Genomic DNA, 19633 nt, shown 5'->3' on the forward strand with positions numbered 1-19633 from the left:
ATTTTGCTAATAATTATACCTTATAAGGGTATATAGAGGTGAGAGACATGAATGAACAAAAAGAGGCCAATCTTCAAATATCAGGAATGACATGTGCAGCATGTGCAAATAGAATTGAAAAAGGCCTGAAAAAAGTAGAAGGTGTTCAAGATGCAAATGTAAATTTTGCACTTGAAAAAACAAAAATTATATACGATCCAACTAAAACTAATCCGCAACAATTTAAAGAAAAAGTTGAATCGTTAGGATATGGAATTGTAAGTGATAAAGCTGAGTTTACTGTTTCGGGAATGACATGTGCAGCATGTGCGAATAGAGTAGAAAAACGTTTGAATAAGCTAGAAGGTGTGAATAAAGCAACAGTAAATTTTGCTTTAGAATCGGCTACAGTTGACTTTAATCCTGATGAAATTAATGTAAATGAAATGAAGAGCGCGATTACAAAGTTAGGATATAAATTAGAAGTAAAATCAGATGAGCAAGATTCATCAACAGATCACCGCTTAAAAGAAATTGAGCGACAAAAGAAGAAGTTTATTTTTTCGTTTATTTTATCATTTCCGTTATTGTGGGCAATGGTGAGTCATTTTTCATTTACATCTTTTATTTATTTACCTGATATGCTTATGAACCCTTGGGTGCAGCTAGCTCTTGCAACTCCAGTTCAGTTTATCATTGGTGGGCAGTTTTATGTTGGAGCTTATAAAGCGTTACGTAATAAAAGCGCCAATATGGATGTTCTCGTGGCACTTGGAACGTCTGCAGCATATTTCTACAGTGTGTATTTAAGTATTAGGTCGATTGGTTCTTCGGAACATATGACAGACTTGTATTTTGAAACGAGCGCAGTACTTATTACATTAATTATTTTAGGTAAATTATTTGAGGCGAAAGCAAAAGGACGCTCGTCAGAAGCAATTAAAAAATTAATGGGACTACAGGCGAAAACCGCTACTGTTGTACGAGATGGAACAAAAATAAAAATTTTAATCGAAGAAGTGGTAGCCGGTGATATCGTTTATGTGAAACCAGGGGAAAAAATCCCGGTAGACGGGGAAATTGTAGAAGGAAAGTCAGCAATAGATGAATCGATGTTAACAGGCGAGAGTATTCCGGTTGATAAAACAATTGGGGATGTAGTAATCGGTTCTACAATAAATAAAAATGGTTTTTTAAAAGTGAAAGCAACTAAGGTAGGAAGAGATACTGCATTAGCTCAAATTATTAAAGTAGTAGAAGAGGCTCAAGGTTCAAAAGCTCCTATTCAAAGGGTAGCAGATCAAATTTCAGGTATTTTCGTACCGGTTGTAGTTGTGATTGCTATTATCACATTTGCAGTGTGGATGCTATTTGTTACACCTGGTGATTTTGGCGGAGCACTTGAGAAAATGATAGCAGTACTTGTTATCGCTTGTCCGTGTGCTTTAGGTCTTGCGACACCTACATCTATTATGGCTGGATCAGGAAGATCAGCTGAATACGGTATTTTATTTAAAGGTGGAGAGCATTTAGAAGCAACGCATCGATTAGATACGATTATTTTAGATAAAACGGGTACAGTGACAAATGGAAAGCCGGTATTAACGGATATAATTGTAGCAGATGGATTTGAAGAGAAGGAAATATTAAAATTAGTCGGTGCAGCAGAAAAAAATTCTGAACACCCACTTGCAGAAGCGATTGTAGAAGGAATTAAAGAAAAGAAAATTGTTATCCCAAGTTCAGAAACATTTGAAGCGATTCCGGGATTCGGCATCGAATCAGTTGTAGAAGGGAAACAATTATTAATTGGTACACGTCGATTAATGAAGAAATTCGATATTGATATTGAAGAAGTTTCTAAATCGATGGAAGCGCTAGAACGAGAAGGAAAAACAGCAATGCTTATTGCGATTAATAAAGAATATGCTGGTATAGTGGCTGTTGCGGATACTGTAAAAGATACTTCAAAAGCAGCTATCGCAAGACTTAAGAAAATGGGTCTAGACGTTGTTATGATTACAGGAGATAATACACAAACTGCTCAGGCAATCGCTAAGCAAGTTGGTATTGATCACGTAATTGCAGAAGTATTACCAGAAGGAAAAGCAGAAGAAGTGAAAAAACTGCAAGCGCAAGGTAAGAAAGTAGCAATGGTTGGAGATGGAATAAATGATGCTCCTGCACTGGCTACGGCGGATATCGGTATGGCAATTGGAACCGGAACGGATGTAGCAATGGAAGCGGCAGATATTACGTTAATCCGTGGCGATTTAAATAGTATTGCAGATGCAATTTTTATGAGTAAAATGACGATTAGAAATATTAAGCAAAATCTATTCTGGGCGTTAGCTTATAACGGCCTAGGAATTCCAATTGCGGCGCTCGGTTTCTTAGCTCCTTGGGTTGCAGGTGCAGCAATGGCATTTAGCTCTGTATCAGTCGTATTAAATGCATTAAGATTACAAAGAGTTAAATTGAAATCTTAAACACTTCCAGCTATAAAGCGAATTTAATATGCTTTTTACAATAAACAATACTTTGTATAAGTATTGTTTATTGTTCGTTTAGAAAGAAAAGTCGATATAATATAGAAAGAGCAGAAGTAGAATCATATATAGTGGTAGAAACTGTTTCGAAAATAAACACGAAATAATTATCGGAATAACCGAAATAAAAGAGTTAGTTTGATAAGGAGTTTTACATATGTTTAAAGATATTAAAATTAGAACATTCCAGAAAGAGGATTTAGAGCAAGTATTACAATTGTTCTATGAAACGGTTCATACGGTGAATGCAAAAGATTATAACGAGTTACAGCTACAGGCGTGGGCCCCAGAGCGATTAGATAGAGAGAGATGGCTACAGTCTTTAGAAAAGAATATTTGTTACGTTGCTGATTATAAAGGTGTGATAGTGGGATTTGGGGATTATAATGATGATCATTACGTAGATCGCTTATTTACGCATAAAGATTATCAAGGAAAAAGGATAGCATCATACATACTACAGAAGTTAGAAAAAGAAGCAGTGAACTTGCAGCATAGGGATATATATACAGAGGCGAGTATTACAGCAAAACCTTTCTTTGAAAGCAAAGGTTTTATTTGCATAAAGGAACAAAATAAGCAGCATAATGGTCAAATTTTTATTAATTATGTCATGAAAAAAATAGCCTTCTCATAAATGAGAAGGCTATTTTTCATTATTTTACAGCTTCTTTTAGTTCTTTACCAGCTTTAAAAGCAGGTACTTTAGAAGCTGCGATTTGCATTTCTTCACCCGTTTGTGGGTTACGGCCTGTACGAGCAGCTCTTTCACGAACTTCGAATGTACCGAATCCGATAAGTTGTACTTTTTCGCCAGCAGCTAAAGAGTTAGTGATTGATTCTACTACAGTTTGTAAAACTACAGTAGCTTCTTTTTGAGAAATCTCAGCGTTTTGTGCTACGTTTTTGATTAATTCTGTTTTATTCATGTTTTCACCTCATATGTAAATAATGCTATTTAAGTTGTTATTATAACGTATAAAACATTCGAGAACAAGTGTACGCACATATATTCGTAAAAAAAATGAAATTTGTAATATTTTTTAGGACCAATTTATAGACATTCAATTTAAGCGGATACAGATTTTTTCTTTAATGCAGTTTGCTCTTTATTGGAAGGTAGTTTCTTATTATAAGATATGAAATAAGGTAATGCTACAAATAACATACCCCCTACTAAGTTTCCGAAGAAAACAAAAATGAAGTTTGGAAAATATTTAACCCAAGTTAAATGACCAGAAAAAATTGCAGCTGGGATGACAAACATATTGGCTACAACGTGTTGAAATCCAATCGTAACAAAAGTCATAACAGGGAACCAAATACCGACAATCTTTCCGATAAATTCTTTACTTCCCATACTGAGCCAAACAGCTAAACAAACGAGCCAATTACACCCGATTGCAGAAATGAAGGCTTGCAGTGGTGTATCTTGTAGTTTAGCTTGTGCAATAGAAACTGTTTTTGCTAAAAAAGCTCCCTCCGTTAAGCCGACGATATGACCAAAAAAATAAGCGACGAATATAGCACCTATGAAGTTGCTAAACGTAACAATAACTAAATTTCGTATGAAGTGAAATAAGTCGATTTTTTTGTGAAGCCATGCCATTGAAACGGTCATCATGTTGCCAGTTACTAATTCACCGCCTGCAAGGATAACGAGTATAAGACCGATAGGGAATACGGCAGCACCTAAAAAGCTAGTAAATGATCCCCAAGATTTTGGCATTGTTCCGATAACATGGATATCAAGTAAATATCCTAATGCTATGAAAGCACCACCAAAAAAACCGAGAATTAGCATAGGGAGCAATGATAAATGAGCTTTTTTTCTTCCAGAATTAGCAGCAAGTTCCGTAATTTCTTCTGGTGTAAATACAGACATGAATAACCTCTCCTCAATAGAATGATGGAATGAATAGAAGAAACATTTTAAAGAATCTATGTATGATAAAAATATGATATGACTTCTGTATAAATTTGTCAAAGTGAGTGGGGATGAAATTGGATATAACGAACATTGTTCATGTTGTCACATTAATGTAACAATAAGGATTTAAAGTGATTTTAGAGGTGAAAACATGAATACGCATCATGTAAAAAAAGAACGAAAAAAATCAATCGTAAAGATATTTATTATTAGTTTCATAAGTATATTAATGATACCAGTAAGTTTGTATTTCTATGCGACTGAAATAGAAAGAAGACTAGTAACAGTTACGTGGAATGAAATAGAAGCTCCTACAATTCCTAAAGAGTTTAATAATAAAAAAATATTGCAGTTCTCAGATGTACATTTAGGACCAGATTTTACATTGAAACAACTAGAAAATTTGGTGGAGAAGATGAATGAATTACATCCAGATATAGTAGTTTTTACAGGAGATTTAATAGATAAGTTTGGATCCTATAGTGCGGAAAGAGAAGAAGCAAAGGTTATTTTGCAGAAAATTAAAGCTCCCCTAGGAAAATATGCTGTGTTTGGGAATCATGATAGAGGTGGGGGCGGTAGTTTATTTTACAAAAAGTATATGGAGGAAGCTGGTTTTTCTGTGTTAGTAAATGAAGTGCAGAAAATTAAAGCGGAAAACGGCAAGTATATTACAATATCAGGTTTGGATGATTTTTTATTAGGGAAGCCACAAATAGACTCGACTTTAAAAAACTTAAGACAGCAAGATTTCAATATGCTATTAATACATGAGCCGGATGTTGTAGATAAAGTATCTCGTTATCCAGTCGATTTTCAAATGTCAGGACATAGTCACGGAGGACAAGTTCAAATTCCTTTTGTAGGTCCTTTAATTACTACAAAACTAGCTGAGATTCATGTTGAAGGTATGTATGAATTAGAAGGAACGAGTAAGCCGTTACATTTATATGTAAATCGAGGTATTGGAACGACTCGAATGCCTGTTAGATTTTTGAGTGTACCGGAACTTTCACTATTTGTATTGAAGCAAAGTAGTGACTGAAGTAGAACGTTTAATATTTTGAAGAATTAAGAGTACTTTTAAAGAAAGTTCTCTTTTTTTATTGATTAAATACAGAATATTATGTATTTTTTATTTAAACTGTTAAAAAGAAAGGGGAATTTCTATGATAGAAACATGGCATAAAGAATTGGAAAGTTTATATAATCAAATGGTTTCGTGGCGAAGAGATTTTCATCAATACCCAGAGCTATCATTTCAAGAAATAGAAACACCGAAAAAAATAGCTGGAATTTTAAAAAGTTTTCATATTGATGTGAAAACAGATGTCGGGGGAAGAGGGGTAATCGGCGTAATTGAAGGTGGAATACCTGGGAAGACGATGGCGCTACGTGCTGATTTTGATGCACTACCTATTCAAGATGAAAAGAAAGTTTCATATAAATCAAAGGTTCCTGGTGTAATGCACGCTTGTGGCCATGATGGACATACAGCAACACTTTTAGGAGTTGCAAAAATATTAAGTGATAACAGAGACCAACTTTCAGGGAAAATAGTCCTTATTCATCAACATGCAGAAGAGAAAGAGCCTGGCGGAGCAATTGCCATGATTGAGGATGGTTGTTTAGAAGGAGTAGATGTTGTTTTTGGTACACATTTATCTTCTCAGATGCCTTTAGGAATTGTTGGAACGAAAGCTGGAGCAATGATGGCGGCAGCTGATACTTTTGAAGTGAAGATTCAAGGGCGAGGCGGTCACGGCGGTATGCCACATCATACTGTAGATGCTATTATCGTTGCAACACAAGTTATTAATCAGTTGCAACTTTTAGTGAGTAGAAAAGTCGATCCACTTCAATCAGCAGTTTTAACAGTTGGTACATTCCATGCCGGGCAAGCCGATAATATTATTGCGGATACTGCTACGTTTACAGGAACCATTCGAACGTTAGATCCTGAAGTGAGAGAATATATGGAGAAGGAATTTAGACGAGTTGTTGAGGGGATTTGTCAGTCCCTTCATGCTGAAGTTAATATTCAATATAAACGAGGCTATCCAATATTAATAAATCATGTAGCTGAAACACGTCATTTTATGACGGTCGCGGAACACGATCTTGGCAAAGAAAGGGTCATGGAAGTACCACCTATTATGGGCGGAGAAGATTTTGCATACTACTTAGAACATGTTCCAGGAGCATTTTTCTTCACAGGTGCCGGTAATGAAGAAATAGGGGCAACATATCCACACCATCATCCTCAATTCGATTTTGATGAACGTGCGATGTTGGTTGGTGGGAAGTTGCTTTTAAGTCTTGTGAATAGTTATTCAAGAGATGGAAAAGAATTTCTTCATCATGTAGAAGTGAAAAAGTAATTTACATAAATAAAAAACAACAATAGGTCATATAAAACCTATTGTTGTTTTTTATTATTTTTGCAAGGAAAGACTATCAAAATATGTTCTATAGTTATTAGAGAATTCAAAGTTGTTTTTTGCATCCCAATTAATAGACCAAGACATTAGGCCACGGAATGCAGGATAGCCACTCTGACTTGAAAGTTTATACTTTCCTCCGAAAGGAATTCCTTTAATGATATAATCTAAAGCTTTTTTCATTTCAGTTGGAGAAATATATCCGCCACTTGGAGCGGCCGCTGGTGCTGCAGGAAGTCCTATCATGACTTGATCCGAACGAAGAGGCGGGAAAATGTTATTTGCATTACCACCTACAGGAAAACCATGTAAGAGCATATCTGCCATAGCGACTTCGTAGTCTGCAGTACCTTGATTGTAGTTATTACCGTCCATTCCAATCCCGCTACCAGCGTTGTAGTGTTGAACGTGAATGTATGTTAATTTGTCTTTCACTCCGTAAATAATCGGTAAATATGCACCCCAGATGCTTCCATATGCGCTATAGCCGCCTTGAACATAAGCTGTTTCAGGAGCCATGCTTAATAGAAAATTTGGACCATAATGATCTGAGATTGTCCGAATAGCCGAAATAAGATTTACGATTTGAGGAGTCGTTGGGTTTTTGAAATTAGTGTCATTACCGTTTAAGTAAATTCCTGATTCAAGGTCAATATCTATTCCATCAAAACCGTATTTATCAATTAGAGATTGTATAGAATTAATAAAACGTTGCTTAGCGGCATTATCAGGAAGTAAAACGACCCCATTTTGTCCACCTATTGAAAGAACTACTTTCTTTCCTTTACTTTTTAAATAAGCAATATCTGATTTGAATTCTGCATCTGTACCATACACAGGAGAAAATTCAACAGTGGAACGATCACCACCAGTTTCACCGAAAGATACATTGAGTACATCCCATTTTGGTGAAACGTCTCTTAATTTAATAATGCCAGTACCGTTATCAAAGTTATGCCAGTATCCAACGAGTAATTTTGATCCTAAATTGTTTGCTGCTTGTGCTTGAAAGGGAGCTAGCGGTAGCAGTAAGAAAATTACTAAAGTACAACAAATGAATTTGAACTTGTTTAACATATCAACACTCCTATACAAAAAGTTGTCTAGATGTATAATCTTGTTTATTTAATGATATCTGAAAATTCATTCTCTTGTAAGGTGACTATAATTTTCTCAACAATTGTGTATGGGAAATTATTAAACCTAATGAAATAATTTTTGAAGGAGGTCGAATTGCGATTGTTAAATTCAGAATATTTTGATATATTTTAAAGTATAGGATAAGATTTTTCACATAATACTCTTACATAAATTTCAAAATTAAGTTTGGAAGGGGATGTACAAGAGTTGGATAAAAATCTTAAGAAAGACCTCAAAATACGCCACATTACAATGATTTCCATTGGTGGCGTAATAGGAGCTGGTTTGTTTGTTGGAAGTGGTGCGGTTGTGCATTCAGCGGGTCCAGGTTCTATCGTTTCATATGCATTAGCAGGACTTCTAGTTATTTTCGTTATGAGAATGCTAGGAGAAATGGCAGCTATTAATCCGACAAGTGGTTCATTTGCAACATATGCAAGAGAGGCAATTGGTCCATGGGCAGGTTATACAATTGGGTGGCTATATTGGTTTTTCTGGGTAATTGTTATTGCAATAGAAGCTACAGCAGGTGCTGGTATTATTCAATACTGGATTCCAGAAATCCCACTCTGGTTATTAAGCTTAATATTAACGATTTTATTAACGTTGACGAATGTTTTCTCGGTGAAATCATTTGGAGAATTTGAATATTGGTTTTCATTTATTAAAGTAATAAGTATTGTTTTGTTCCTTTGTCTTGGACTAGCTGTTATTTTAGGATTTGTACCAGGAACGGAAGCACCTGGCACTTCGAATTTGGTAGGTCAAGGAGGATTTATGCCAAATGGTATAAGTTCGGTGTTACTTGGAATCACCGTCGTTATATTTTCATTTATGGGATCTGAGATTGTTGCAGTGGCCGCTGGAGAGTCTGCCGAACCTGTAAAGGCAGTCAAAACAGCAACAAATAGTGTAATTTGGCGTATTCTCGTATTTTTCATTGGATCGATTGCTGTAGTTGTTACACTCCTTCCGTGGAATTCGGCGAACATACTAAAAAGCCCATTTGTGGCGGTACTGGAACATATAGGGATACCAGCGGCAGCGCAAATTATGAATTTTATCGTTTTAACAGCTGTACTTTCTTGTTTAAATTCGGGTTTATATACGAACTCAAGAATGCTTTTTTCAATGGCAGAAAGAGGAGATGCGCCAAAGGCATTTTTGAAATTGAATAGTAGTGGTGTTCCAGTTCGGGCGGTTTTATTTGGAACCTTCTTTGCTTACATTGGAGTTGTTTTTAGTTACATATCTCCAGATAAAGTATTTTTATTTTTAGTGAATGCATCTGGCGGGATTGCGTTACTCGTTTATCTCGTTATAGCAGTTTCACATTTCAAGATACGTAAAAAAATGGGGAATGCGGAACAACAAAATTTGAAAGTGAAAATGTGGCTTTTTCCATATGTAACATATGTTACAATTGCTGCGATTATAGCAGTTTTAGTTGCCATGCTCGCAATTGAATCTTTACGTTCACAAGCGCTTTTAACAATGCTTGTTACTGTTCTTATAATAATTTCTTATTTTATTTTTAATAGAAATAAAAATAGTACATTGTTGAATCCTAAAAGTAAGAATGAGGAAGCTGTTCGATTCTAATTTCTTGTTTTAGAAGAGAGTTACACCCAATCATTGCTATAAAAGAATCATATATAATCATAGAAACAAGTAGTTACTATTGTCATAGTGAATATAAACTTTTTTCTTGACTTTTTATATGAAGGCGAGCAAAATGGTAAAAAAGGAAGGGGGGATGACGATGGAAGAGTACGTATTAGAGCTGTATAACTTTTTATATACGACAGAATGGCAAGATATTGTTTCATTTCTAGGAATAATGTTTTGTATGAAAATTGTAATTGTATATATGGAAGAGCAAGGTATGTTCTATTCCTTCTCATCTCCGTTCGATGTGCAGCGCGAGCCGTTGCCAAACTATGCCAAGGTAAATTACGAACAATTTCCTTTTGTGATTTTCTTTATGATTCGATTTATAACAGCAATTGTAAAGAAAAAGGAAAGTGACGATGAAGAGTGCCACCCAACTTGTAATATAGCGACTGCTTTTTAAGCTAAATACAAGGAGGAGATTTATATGTGGTTTCGATTTCTTATGATTGGTTTCTTTTCATTAACGGCAATTTCATTAATGGGATATCAAGTGTCTGAAATATATCAAGCGTATAGCAGTACGTTTTTTAACAAAAACTAATCGCATTGCTATTTGAATAATAAAGCGATAAAATCCTTCTTAAGAAGTATTGTTAAGAAGGATTTTTTCTTTGCCCTGTCTTACTGTGTCAAACTATTGTCACATTTACACCGTGAATAATATGTTAAAATAGTGAGGTTAATTATACATATTTGAAAGAAGAGGAGTGACCAATTTGGTGGATCAATCAACGAATCAGAAAAGCTATGCTCCTATTGTGATAACGCTTTCTGTAATTGTAAATGCGATTATTTTGTTTTTGTTCTTTGGACCTGTTGGCTATGAAGGGGAAGTACATTTTGATGTAACTATCTTACCAATGTTAAACGCAATTTTTAATAGTTTTACGTTTGTATTTTTATTAGCAGCTTTATACTCTATTATTAAAAAGAATGTAAAGATGCACCGTGGTTTTATTCTTGCAGCATTTACAACGACTTTATTATTTTGTGTGTCATATTTATCGTACCATTACTTGGCACCGGCAACACATTTCGGTGGAGAAGGATTCATTAAATATGTGTATTTCATCATTTTAATTACACATATTATCCTTGCGGCGATTATTGTACCCCTTGCATTGTTCGCACTTGTATTTGGTTTTACGAATCAATTAACACGTCACCGTAAAATTGTACGTTGGACGATGCCGATTTGGTTATATGTAAGTTTATCTGGTGTTATTGTTTACTTAATGATCTCACCTTATTATCAATAAAAAAATCTCAGCCTGTAGGCTGAGATTTTTTATTAGGCAAATATTTTTGTGAAATGAAAAAATTGTGGTATACCAAAGTATAGTTGCTTTTTATATAGAAGGGATGGTAAAGGTATATGCAAAATTTTGTATTTCGTAATCCGACAAAACTTATTTTTGGTAAAGGACAGTTAGAGCAGTTAAAAACGGAAATTCCACAGTTCGGTAAAAAAGTTCTTCTCGTGTATGGAGGAGGCAGCATTAAAAGAAATGGTATTTATGATAATGTAATTTCTATTTTAAAGGATATAAATGCGGAAGTATTTGAATTGACAGGTGTTGAACCAAATCCACGTGTATCAACTGTAAAGAAAGGGATTCAAATTTGTAAAGATAATGGTATTGAATTTATTTTAGCAGTTGGTGGGGGAAGTGTAATTGACTGTACGAAAGCAATTGCAGCTGGTAGTAAGTACGATGGAGATGTGTGGGATATTGTAACGAAAAAAGCATTTGCTAGCGAGGCGTTACCATTTGGTACTGTGCTTACGCTTGCAGCAACAGGATCTGAAATGAATGCAGGATCTGTAATTACAAACTGGGAAACGAATGAAAAGTACGGCTGGGGCAGTCCAGTTACATTCCCTCAGTTTTCAATTTTAGATCCACTACATACTTCGTCTGTGCCGAGAGATCAAACGATTTATGGTATGGTCGATATTATGTCGCACGTATTAGAGCAATATTTCCATCACGGCATGAATACAGAATTACAAGATCGTTATTGTGAATCTGTTTTAAGAACAGTAATTGAAACAGCTCCTAAGCTTTTAAGTGATCTAGAAAATTATGAGCATAGGGAAACAATTTTATATTGCGGTACTATGGCGTTAAACGGCATTTTAGCGATGGGAGTAAAAGGAGACTGGGCAACTCATAATATTGAGCATGCAGTTTCTGCTGTTCATGACATACCGCATGGGGGCGGACTCGCGATTCTATTCCCGAATTGGATGAAGCATGTTATAGATGAAAACGTGAGTCGCTTTAAACAGTTCGCTATTCGTGTATTCGATGTAGAAACAGATGGGAAGACAGATAAAGAGGTTGCATTAGAGGGAATTGAGGTGTTACGTCAATTTTGGACTTCAATTGAAGCTCCAGTAACATTAGCTGATTACGCTATTAGAGAAAGTGAAATTGACTTAATGGCGGATAAAGCGATGGCTTATGGTGAATTCGGTAACTTTAAAAAATTAAATAAAGACGATGTTTTAAGTATATATAAAGCTTCTTTATAAGTGAATCGAAAAAAGAAACCCATTTGATATAACAATCAAATGGGTTTCTTTTTTGTTGTCTATAACCGTTTGTGCCTGGTTTTGATTATTTATGAATGTTTATGGTTGATTTTTGTGATCGTTTTCATTATACTGTAATCAAAGAAGAGGTGAATAAAATGTTAACTCCTGAACGTCATCAAATGATATTGCAACTTGTAAAAGAGCAGAAGGTTGTTAAATTACAGCAATTAGTGGAAAGAACAGAAAGCTCTGAATCAACAATTCGTCGTGATTTAGCGCAATTGGAAAAGCAAAGGTTATTAAAAAGAGTTCATGGTGGTGCCTCTGTTTTAACAGGAAAAGGACAAGAGCCAACGATGGTTGAAAAATCATCCAAAAACATTCAAATAAAACAACAAATTGCCAAGTATGCGGCTAGTATTGTTGAACAAGGGGATTGCGTTTATTTAGATGCAGGAAGTACAACATTTGAAATGATTCCATTTTTAATAAACAAAGATGTTACTGTCGTAACGAATGGACTTATGCATATTGAAGCTTTAGTTGAAAATAATATTCGTGCGTATTTACTAGGCGGGATGATGAAGAGTAGGACGAAAGCTTTAATTGGTGCTATGGCACAGGAAAGTATGCAGAAGTATCGCTTCGATAAATCTTTTTTAGGAGCGAATGGTGTACACGAACAGCTTGGTTTTACAACACCAGATCCAGAAGAAGCGCTCTTGAAGCAACTGGCATTAACATTAGCAAATGAAGGATATTTCTTAATTGATGAAAGTAAGTTTTCAGAAGTTGCATTTGCAAAAATTGCAAATGTTGAAGATGCAAGTATTATTACAAACCATTTAGAAATTGATTTAGAAAAATATAGAAGACAAACAAATGTGATTGAGGCTGATAAACAATGATCTATACAGTTACTTTAAACCCATCTATTGATTATGTAGTACAAGTTAATTCTTTCGATTTAGGAACAGTAAATCGAGCAGAGAAAGATATGAAGTTTCCTGGAGGGAAAGGGATTAATGTTTCTCGCGTTCTTCATCGTTTAGGTGTCGAAAATGTAGCGCTTGGATTTACGGGTGGATTTACCGGTCAATTTATTAAAGGTGTATTACATGATGAAGGTGTAACAACAAACTTCGTCCAAGTAGGTGGAGATTCTCGAATTAATGTGAAAATAAAAGGGCAAGAAGAAACGGAGTTAAATGGACAGGGTCCTATTGTGACAAATGAGCAATTTGAACAATTGATGAAAAAAATCGAAAGTATGCAATCTGGAGATTGTGTTGTACTAGCTGGAAGTGTACCAGCTTCTATTCCAAATACCTTTTATGAATCAATCGCAGCGTTTGGAGCCGAAAAAGGTATTCGTGTAGTAGTAGATGCAAGTGGAAGTGCACTGCAGCATGTAACTAAAAATAAGCCATTTTTAATAAAGCCAAATCATCATGAACTTGGTGAGTTATTCGGAGTGGAGCTTTCAACAGTAGAAGACATTTTACCGTATGGAAGAAAATTAATCGAACAAGGTGTAGAGCACGTTATCGTATCAATGGCAGGAGATGGAGCTTTATTATTTACGGCAGAAGGTATATATGAAGCAACTGTTCCAAAAGGTGTTGTTATTAATTCGGTTGGGGCAGGAGATTCTCTCGTTGCTGGATTTGTAGGTAAATATGAACAGACAAAAGATATTGAAAAAGCATTTCAATATGGTGTTGCAACAGGAAGTGCAACAGCATTCTCGGCGGATTTATGTACAAAGGAAAAAGTAGAAGAATTATTGTCGCAAGTAATTGTAGCTAAGCGATAGGGGGAAGCAACATATGAAAATTACAGAACTATTAAAAAGGGATACAGTCATTATGAATTTGACAGCTTCAAATAAAGAAGCTGTCATAGATGAATTAGTTGAAAAGTTAAGCGGGGCAAATCGTTTAAATAGTAAAGCTGAATTTAAAGAAGCTATTTTAAAGCGAGAGTCACAAAGTACAACAGGCATTGGTGAAGGTATTGCTATACCTCATGCGAAGACGAATGCCGTTAAGCAACCGGCGATTTGTTTTGGTAGAAGTGTAAGCGGTATCAACTATGAATCACTTGACGGACAGCCTGCACATTTATTCTTTATGATTGCTGCAAGTGAAGGGGCGAATAATACTCATTTAGAAACGTTGTCTCGTCTATCTACATTATTAATGGATGAAGGTTTTCGTAAACAATTATTAGAAGCAAAGGATGAAGAGGAACTTCTTCGTTTATTTGATGAAAAAGAGAGTGAAAAAGAAGAAGAAGTTGAAGTAGTAAAGCCGGAAGGGAATGAGCCATACGTATTAGCTGTTACAGCTTGTCCAACTGGTATCGCTCACACATATATGGCTGCGGATAGTTTAAAAGCAAAAGCAGCAGAGTTAGGAATAGCGATTAAAGTTGAAACGAATGGATCAACAGGTGTTAAAAACGATTTAACGAAAGAGGACATTGAACGCGCAACGGCTATTATTGTAGCTGCAGATAAACAAGTAGAAATGAATCGTTTTGCTGGGAAGCATGTCATTCAAGTACCAGTCGCCGACGGGATTAGAAAAACTGAAATCCTTCTTAATCGAGCTATAAAACAAGATGCACCAATCTTTAAAGGTGTAAAAGAGGATGGGAAGGCAGAAAATGTAGAGAAAGAAAAAGGGCTAGGAATTTATAAGCATTTAATGAGCGGTGTAAGTAATATGCTTCCGTTCGTTGTTGGTGGTGGAATTTTAATTGCACTAGCATTTATGTTCGGTGGAATTAAGGCGGAAGGTCCTATTGCTGAAATGTTAATGAATATTGGCGGTGGAGAAAAAGGAGCCTTTTTATTCCTTGTACCTATTTTAGCTGGATTTATTGCAAGTTCTATTGCTGATCGTCCTGGTTTTATGCCTGGTGTTGTCGGTGGATTTTTAGCAGCACATGCGAATGCTGGATTTTTAGGTGGATTAATTGCTGGTTTCTTAGCTGGATATGTTGTTTTAGGATTGAAAAGATTATTTTCAGGATTACCAGTACAGTTAGAAGGAATTAAACCTGTTTTGTTATATCCAGTCTTTGGATTATTGATTACAGGAGTTGTAATGCAAAAAGTAGTAAACCCGCCTGTAGTAGCATTAAATGAAATGTTAACAGGATGGTTAAATGGTTTGAGTGGTACGAATGCTATATTATTAGGACTTATTTTAGGCGGTATGATGGCAATTGATATGGGTGGTCCAATTAATAAAGCGGCATTTACATTTGGTATTGCTGCAATAGAAGCACAGAATTTTGGAGTGCACTCAGCAGTTATGGCTGGTGGTATGGTACCGCCACTTGCGATTGCATTCGCAACCACATTCTTTAAAACAAAATTTACAGAAGCAGAACGTAAATCTGGTTTAACAAATTATATTATGGGAGCATCGTTTATTACAGAAGGTGCGATTCCATTTGCAGCTGCCGATCCGGTTCGAGTAATAGTAAGTTGTGTTGTTGGTTCAAGTATCGCGGGTGCCTTATCTATGTTATTCCAAATTACGTTGCCGGCACCGCATGGTGGATTGTTTGTTATCGCATTAGTGAATAAACCGTTGCTATACATTTTCTCTATATTAATTGGGACGATTGTTTCAGCTATTATGATAGGTGTTTGGAAGAAGAAAGTTAAATAAAAGATAAAAAGGGACAGCTAATAGGAGTTGTTCCTTTTTTGTTACAAAAAGTAATTTAATAATTGGATTATGATGGATTTTGGTAAAAGATGTAATGGAAAGTGGTTTTTTTGTAACAAAAAAGTAATACTGTAATTTTTTCTGGAAAAAAATTCTTATACTAATTTGTGAGAAATATATGAAAACTATTGCTAATTTTGGTAGAAATACAATTCTTTAATATGGAAATTTATGTTACAAATCATTAATCGTTTATTACGAATGCTTTGTAATTGTGTGATTTTCGAAATTCTACAAAAAACTGTTGCTATAATGAGAACACGAAAACAAAGCAAATGGAGGCTATTCATGAAAAAATTATTAGGTATAGCAACAGCAGCAGTTTTTGGTCTTGGGATTTTTGCAGGTTCTGCTAAAGCGGAAACGATTGTAACAACAGATGTATTAAACGTTAGAGAAAACCCAACTGTAGAATCAAAACTTGTAGGTAAAATGTTAAGTGGAAATAAATTAGATGTTATAAATACAGAAAACGGATGGTCCAAAATTAAATTAGATGGTAAAGAAGCTTTTGTAAGTGCCGAGTTTACGAAAAGTTCTTATTATGTAACAGCAAACGTATTAAACATTCGTGCTGGAGCGAATACTGATTCAGAAATTCTTGGCACGCTTAAAAAAGATGACTTGATTGAAACGACAAATCAAGTACAAAACGAATGGTTACAATTCGAATATGGCGGGAAAGCGGCGTATGTTCACATACCATTTTTAACAGGTACAGCACCTGTTATTGAAAGAAAAGAAGTTCCAGCTCAAGATGAAGCGCCAACTAAGGTGAAAACGGCGGTTAAAAATGATACATCAGTTAAGGAGAAAGCGCCGGCTAAAAATGATACGGCAGTTAATGGAAAAGAATCAGTTAAAAGTGGAGCATCAAGTAAACCAGTAGCGCAAGCGAATCCGGCAACTAAGCCAGTGGCGAAATCTACTGAAACAAGTGAACCTGCTGGTCGTGAAATAACAGTAGAAGCGACAGCTTACACAGCTCACGCGAGTGAAAATGGCACATATGGTGGTCGTGTGTTAACAGCGATGGGGCATGATTTAACAGCGAATCCAAATATGAAAGTTATTGCTGTTGATCCGAAAGTAATTCCTCTCGGATCAAAAGTGTGGGTGGAAGGATATGGAGAAGCGATTGCTGGAGATACTGGTGGCGCGATTAAAGGAAACCGTATTGATGTTTTAGTTGGTTCAGATAGCACTGCTGATAGTTGGGGTCGTAAATCCGTTAAAGTGAAAGTTATAAAATAATTTATTAAAATAAAAAACGGCTGCTTGAAAATGTCTAAGCGGCCGCTTTTTTTTATAAGAATTATTGAAAAGGGTAAATTGTTTTACCTGTAATAATTTTATACGCGGTGCAAAATTGAGTTTGCATATACTCTGTATTTTTATTTTCTGGATGTAACGTTGTTTCTTGAATAGTAGAATGAAAGGAACGTAGTAAACAATTTAGTGCGAAGTATAATTCTTCTTGTGAACAATTTTGTTCTTTTATAGCAGTAGCTAAAATAAGGTCTTTTATTAATAATGGAAAATCGATAGTCGCTTGTTTCATAGTCATTGCACCCTCTCCGAGCTATTTTTTATCATGTATATGCAGAATTGGACAAGCTATGCTCTTTTTTTGTGTAATTTCATGTACTAGATTCAAAGAACTTGCAATCATGCCGTTAAAATTGGTAAGATTGGTTATAATCAATAGATGGAGTATATTACATAAAGAGAGTTGAATGATATGGGAGAAGTGCAACGTGAAAAAGTTGCTGTCATCATTGGGCCAACTGCTGTCGGAAAGACGAAGTTAAGTATCGATCTTGCAAAAGCGTTGAATGGTGAGATTATTAGTGGTGATTCCATGCAAATTTATCGTACGATGGATATCGGGACTGCAAAGGTGACGATAGATGAGATGGACGGAATTCCGCATTATATGATTGATATAAAAGATCCGGAAGATTCATTTTCTGTGGCGGAATTTCAAGAACGTGTCCGTAAGTGCATTCGAGAAATTACAGAGCGCGGGAAATTACCAATTATTGTTGGTGGAACCGGTCTCTATATACAATCTGTTTTATTCGATTACCAGTTTACAGATGAGGCTGGGGATGCTACATACCGAGAACAGATGGAAAAGTTAGCATTAGAACACGGTGTGGAATATGTACATAAAAAGTTACAAGAAGTAGATCCAGAAAGTGCGGAGCGTATTCATGCCAATAATGTAAGGCGTGTTATTCGGGCGTTAGAAATTTTTCACACGACGGGTGAAAAAATGAGTAACCAGCTCGAAAAACAAGAAAATGAGTTACTGTACGATGTTTCATTAATTGGCTTGACAATGGATCGAGAAATGCTATACGATCGCATTAACTTACGTGTTAACCTAATGATTGAACAAGGTTTATTAGAAGAAGTAAAAGGTTTACATGAAAGAGGAGTGCGAGATTGTCAATCTATTCAAGCGATTGGTTATAAAGAGATATATGATTATTTTGAGAATCGTGTATCTTTAGAAGAAGCGGTATCACAATTAAAGACGAATTCACGCCGTTATGCAAAACGTCAATTAACGTGGTTCCGTAATAAGATGGATGTCGCGTGGTTCGATGTTACTGATGGTGAAAAAACGTCAGAAATTTTACGATACATAGAAGGAAAGCTACAACTAAAGTCGAATAATAGTAAGTAGAGAAAAAGAGGAGGATTCGACATGAAGCAATCAATCAATATTCAAGATCAGTTTTTAAATCAACTCCGTAAAGAGAATACGTTCGTCACGCTGTACTTATTAAATGGTTTCCAGCTTCGTGGATTAATTAAAGGATTTGATAATTTTACAGTCCTGCTGGAAACAGAAGGTAAGCAACAGCTTATTTATAAACATGCAATTTCTACATTTGTACCACAAAAAAATGTTTCAATTGAATTAGAGTAGTAATGAATTATTGTACATAATAAAAAAGAGCGAGTTTCTCGCTCTTTTTTTTATTTTCCATAAACGATAAATAGTGAAATTTAAGCGATTCTAAATACAGTAAGACGAATGTTAGTGTTTCCTGTTGCAGGGATCGTAATCTCGCTAAGCGTAGATTGGACAGAAATGTTTGCTCCAGCAGCTAATGTTTCGATTGTAGTAAATGAAAGTGAGTCGCCTATTAGATTTGAAGAGAAGTTGTCAGTAGCAACTGCTCCATTAATTGAAATTCCTACTCCAAGTGGAGCGCATCCTGGCGCAGTTGTAGAAATAGATACGCTAATTACATAAATACCAGCGTTAATAACAGTAACTGTATTTGTGCCGTTAAAGATAATATTGTTTACGTTAATTGCAGTACTAAAAATAAAGTTATTAAATTGGAGTACTGTTTGTTGGATGTTGTTTGTTACAACGATTGTTGCTACTGGGAAGCTAGGTCCAGTAGGTCCGGTAACTCCTATACCAGTAGCACCCGTTGGTCCTTGAACACCTTGAGGTCCGGTAGCACCCGTGTTACCTTGAGCGCCTTGAGGTCCGGTAGCACCCGTGTTACCTTGAGCGCCTTGAGGTCCGGTAGCACCCGTGTTACCTTGCGCGCCTTGAGGTCCGGTAGCACCCGTGTTACCTTGAGCGCCTTGAGGTCCAGTAG

At 35.7% G+C, this 19633-nt stretch carries 19 protein-coding genes; 14 read left to right on the plus strand and 5 right to left on the minus strand.

Annotated elements, in window-relative coordinates:
• Positions 1–47: 47 nt before the first annotated feature.
• The gene (locus tag MR155_RS04145) at positions 48–2468 is read left to right on the plus strand and encodes a heavy metal translocating P-type ATPase (protein ID WP_242308218.1); all 2421 of its coding nucleotides are present in this window, start codon (positions 48–50) and stop codon (positions 2466–2468) included.
• A 217-nt stretch (positions 2469–2685) separates the two neighbouring features.
• Positions 2686–3165 carry a GNAT family N-acetyltransferase gene (locus MR155_RS04150; protein WP_002033656.1) on the plus strand — a complete coding sequence of 160 codons (480 nt, stop codon included), beginning with the start codon at positions 2686–2688 and terminating at the stop codon, positions 3163–3165.
• A gap of 19 nt (positions 3166–3184) precedes the next feature.
• On the opposite strand, the gene MR155_RS04155 is transcribed toward MR155_RS04150, so the two are convergent.
• Both MR155_RS04155 and MR155_RS04160 read right to left on the minus strand, forming a co-directional pair.
• Positions 3185–3457: an HU family DNA-binding protein gene (locus MR155_RS04155; protein ID WP_002033657.1), complete on the minus strand. Its 273-nt coding sequence runs from the start codon at positions 3455–3457 to the stop codon at positions 3185–3187.
• Positions 3458–3597: 140 nt separating this feature from the next.
• Positions 3598–4413 (minus strand): formate/nitrite transporter family protein, encoded by an 816-nt coding sequence (locus MR155_RS04160; protein WP_219303367.1) that lies wholly within the window; start codon positions 4411–4413, stop codon positions 3598–3600.
• A gap of 196 nt (positions 4414–4609) precedes the next feature.
• Between MR155_RS04160 and MR155_RS04165 the strand changes: the two genes are divergently transcribed.
• Positions 4610–5503, plus strand: a complete 894-nt coding sequence (locus MR155_RS04165; protein ID WP_113936887.1) for a metallophosphoesterase — start codon at positions 4610–4612, stop codon at positions 5501–5503.
• Positions 5504–5627: 124 nt separating this feature from the next.
• A complete protein-coding gene (locus MR155_RS04170) occupies positions 5628–6839 on the plus strand; it encodes a M20 metallopeptidase family protein (RefSeq protein ID WP_002033660.1) in 1212 nt (403 codons plus the stop codon).
• Positions 6840–6893: 54 nt separating this feature from the next.
• On the opposite strand, the gene MR155_RS04175 is transcribed toward MR155_RS04170, so the two are convergent.
• A complete protein-coding gene (locus MR155_RS04175) occupies positions 6894–7976 on the minus strand; it encodes a chitinase (RefSeq protein WP_002128633.1) in 1083 nt (360 codons plus the stop codon).
• A gap of 270 nt (positions 7977–8246) precedes the next feature.
• On the opposite strand from MR155_RS04175, the gene gabP reads away from it, so the two are divergent.
• From gabP to MR155_RS04215, 8 genes are all read left to right on the plus strand, one after another.
• Complete coding sequence (gene gabP, locus MR155_RS04180) at positions 8247–9641, plus strand: GABA permease (RefSeq protein WP_219303366.1); 1395 nt, start codon at positions 8247–8249, stop codon at positions 9639–9641.
• A gap of 133 nt (positions 9642–9774) precedes the next feature.
• The gene (locus MR155_RS04185) at positions 9775–10113 is read left to right on the plus strand and encodes a hypothetical protein (protein ID WP_219303365.1); all 339 of its coding nucleotides are present in this window, start codon (positions 9775–9777) and stop codon (positions 10111–10113) included.
• A 316-nt stretch (positions 10114–10429) separates the two neighbouring features.
• The gene (locus tag MR155_RS04190; RefSeq protein ID WP_000228316.1) at positions 10430–10972 is read left to right on the plus strand and encodes a DUF420 domain-containing protein; all 543 of its coding nucleotides are present in this window, start codon (positions 10430–10432) and stop codon (positions 10970–10972) included.
• A 116-nt stretch (positions 10973–11088) separates the two neighbouring features.
• Positions 11089–12252 (plus strand): iron-containing alcohol dehydrogenase, encoded by a 1164-nt coding sequence (locus MR155_RS04195; protein ID WP_219303364.1) that lies wholly within the window; start codon positions 11089–11091, stop codon positions 12250–12252.
• Between the two features lie 158 nt (positions 12253–12410).
• Entirely contained in the window at positions 12411–13163 is a 753-nt protein-coding gene (locus MR155_RS04200) for a DeoR/GlpR family DNA-binding transcription regulator (RefSeq protein ID WP_219303363.1), read from the plus strand.
• Positions 13160–14071 carry a 1-phosphofructokinase gene (gene pfkB / locus MR155_RS04205; RefSeq protein WP_219303362.1) on the plus strand — a complete coding sequence of 304 codons (912 nt, stop codon included), beginning with the start codon at positions 13160–13162 and terminating at the stop codon, positions 14069–14071. The genes MR155_RS04200 and pfkB overlap by 4 nt, the downstream gene beginning before the upstream one ends.
• A 13-nt stretch (positions 14072–14084) precedes the next feature.
• The gene (locus MR155_RS04210) at positions 14085–15941 is read left to right on the plus strand and encodes a PTS fructose transporter subunit IIABC (RefSeq protein ID WP_219303361.1); all 1857 of its coding nucleotides are present in this window, start codon (positions 14085–14087) and stop codon (positions 15939–15941) included.
• A 348-nt stretch (positions 15942–16289) separates the two neighbouring features.
• A complete protein-coding gene (locus MR155_RS04215; RefSeq protein WP_219303360.1) occupies positions 16290–17255 on the plus strand; it encodes a 3D domain-containing protein in 966 nt (321 codons plus the stop codon).
• 61 nt (positions 17256–17316) lie between these two features.
• On the opposite strand, the gene MR155_RS04220 is transcribed toward MR155_RS04215, so the two are convergent.
• Positions 17317–17562 carry a hypothetical protein gene (locus tag MR155_RS04220; RefSeq protein ID WP_219303744.1) on the minus strand — a complete coding sequence of 82 codons (246 nt, stop codon included), beginning with the start codon at positions 17560–17562 and terminating at the stop codon, positions 17317–17319.
• Between the two features lie 180 nt (positions 17563–17742).
• Here MR155_RS04220 and miaA point away from each other — a divergent pair, with 180 nt between their 5' ends.
• Both miaA and hfq read left to right on the plus strand, forming a co-directional pair.
• Positions 17743–18696, plus strand: coding sequence for a tRNA (adenosine(37)-N6)-dimethylallyltransferase MiaA (miaA, locus tag MR155_RS04225; RefSeq protein WP_002014696.1), 954 nt, complete (start codon positions 17743–17745; stop codon positions 18694–18696).
• A gap of 21 nt (positions 18697–18717) precedes the next feature.
• Complete coding sequence (gene hfq, locus MR155_RS04230; protein ID WP_000813896.1) at positions 18718–18942, plus strand: RNA chaperone Hfq; 225 nt, start codon at positions 18718–18720, stop codon at positions 18940–18942.
• A gap of 80 nt (positions 18943–19022) precedes the next feature.
• Here the strand turns inward: hfq and MR155_RS04235 are convergent.
• The coding region (locus MR155_RS04235) for a Gly-Xaa-Xaa repeat protein (protein WP_242308220.1) at positions 19023–19633 on the minus strand (611 nt) is incomplete at its 5' end.

Origin of the sequence: Bacillus cereus group sp. BfR-BA-01331 (assembly GCF_022663915.1) — a bacterium.
Lineage (GTDB): Bacteria > Bacillota > Bacilli > Bacillales > Bacillaceae_G > Bacillus_A > Bacillus_A mycoides.

Excerpts from the sequence above, each read along its gene's own strand:
- MR155_RS04200 (WP_219303363.1), top strand. The coding sequence starts at position 12,411 with ATGTTAACTCCTGAACGTCATCAAATGATATTGCAACTTGTAAAAGAG.
- MR155_RS04160 (WP_219303367.1), bottom strand. The coding sequence starts at position 4,413 with ATGTCTGTATTTACACCAGAAGAAATTACGGAACTTGCTGCTAATTCT.
- pfkB (WP_219303362.1), top strand. The coding sequence starts at position 13,160 with ATGATCTATACAGTTACTTTAAACCCATCTATTGATTATGTAGTACAA.
- miaA (WP_002014696.1), top strand. The coding sequence starts at position 17,743 with ATGGGAGAAGTGCAACGTGAAAAAGTTGCTGTCATCATTGGGCCAACT.
- MR155_RS04185 (WP_219303365.1), top strand. The coding sequence starts at position 9,775 with ATGGTAAAAAAGGAAGGGGGGATGACGATGGAAGAGTACGTATTAGAG.
- MR155_RS04155 (WP_002033657.1), bottom strand. The coding sequence starts at position 3,457 with ATGAATAAAACAGAATTAATCAAAAACGTAGCACAAAACGCTGAGATT.
- MR155_RS04175 (WP_002128633.1), bottom strand. The coding sequence starts at position 7,976 with ATGTTAAACAAGTTCAAATTCATTTGTTGTACTTTAGTAATTTTCTTA.
- MR155_RS04165 (WP_113936887.1), top strand. The coding sequence starts at position 4,610 with ATGAATACGCATCATGTAAAAAAAGAACGAAAAAAATCAATCGTAAAG.
- MR155_RS04195 (WP_219303364.1), top strand. The coding sequence starts at position 11,089 with ATGCAAAATTTTGTATTTCGTAATCCGACAAAACTTATTTTTGGTAAA.
- MR155_RS04220 (WP_219303744.1), bottom strand. The coding sequence starts at position 17,562 with ATGAAACAAGCGACTATCGATTTTCCATTATTAATAAAAGACCTTATT.
- MR155_RS04215 (WP_219303360.1), top strand. The coding sequence starts at position 16,290 with ATGAAAAAATTATTAGGTATAGCAACAGCAGCAGTTTTTGGTCTTGGG.
- MR155_RS04150 (WP_002033656.1), top strand. The coding sequence starts at position 2,686 with ATGTTTAAAGATATTAAAATTAGAACATTCCAGAAAGAGGATTTAGAG.
- hfq (WP_000813896.1), top strand. The coding sequence starts at position 18,718 with ATGAAGCAATCAATCAATATTCAAGATCAGTTTTTAAATCAACTCCGT.
- MR155_RS04145 (WP_242308218.1), top strand. The coding sequence starts at position 48 with ATGAATGAACAAAAAGAGGCCAATCTTCAAATATCAGGAATGACATGT.
- MR155_RS04210 (WP_219303361.1), top strand. The coding sequence starts at position 14,085 with ATGAAAATTACAGAACTATTAAAAAGGGATACAGTCATTATGAATTTG.
- MR155_RS04170 (WP_002033660.1), top strand. The coding sequence starts at position 5,628 with ATGATAGAAACATGGCATAAAGAATTGGAAAGTTTATATAATCAAATG.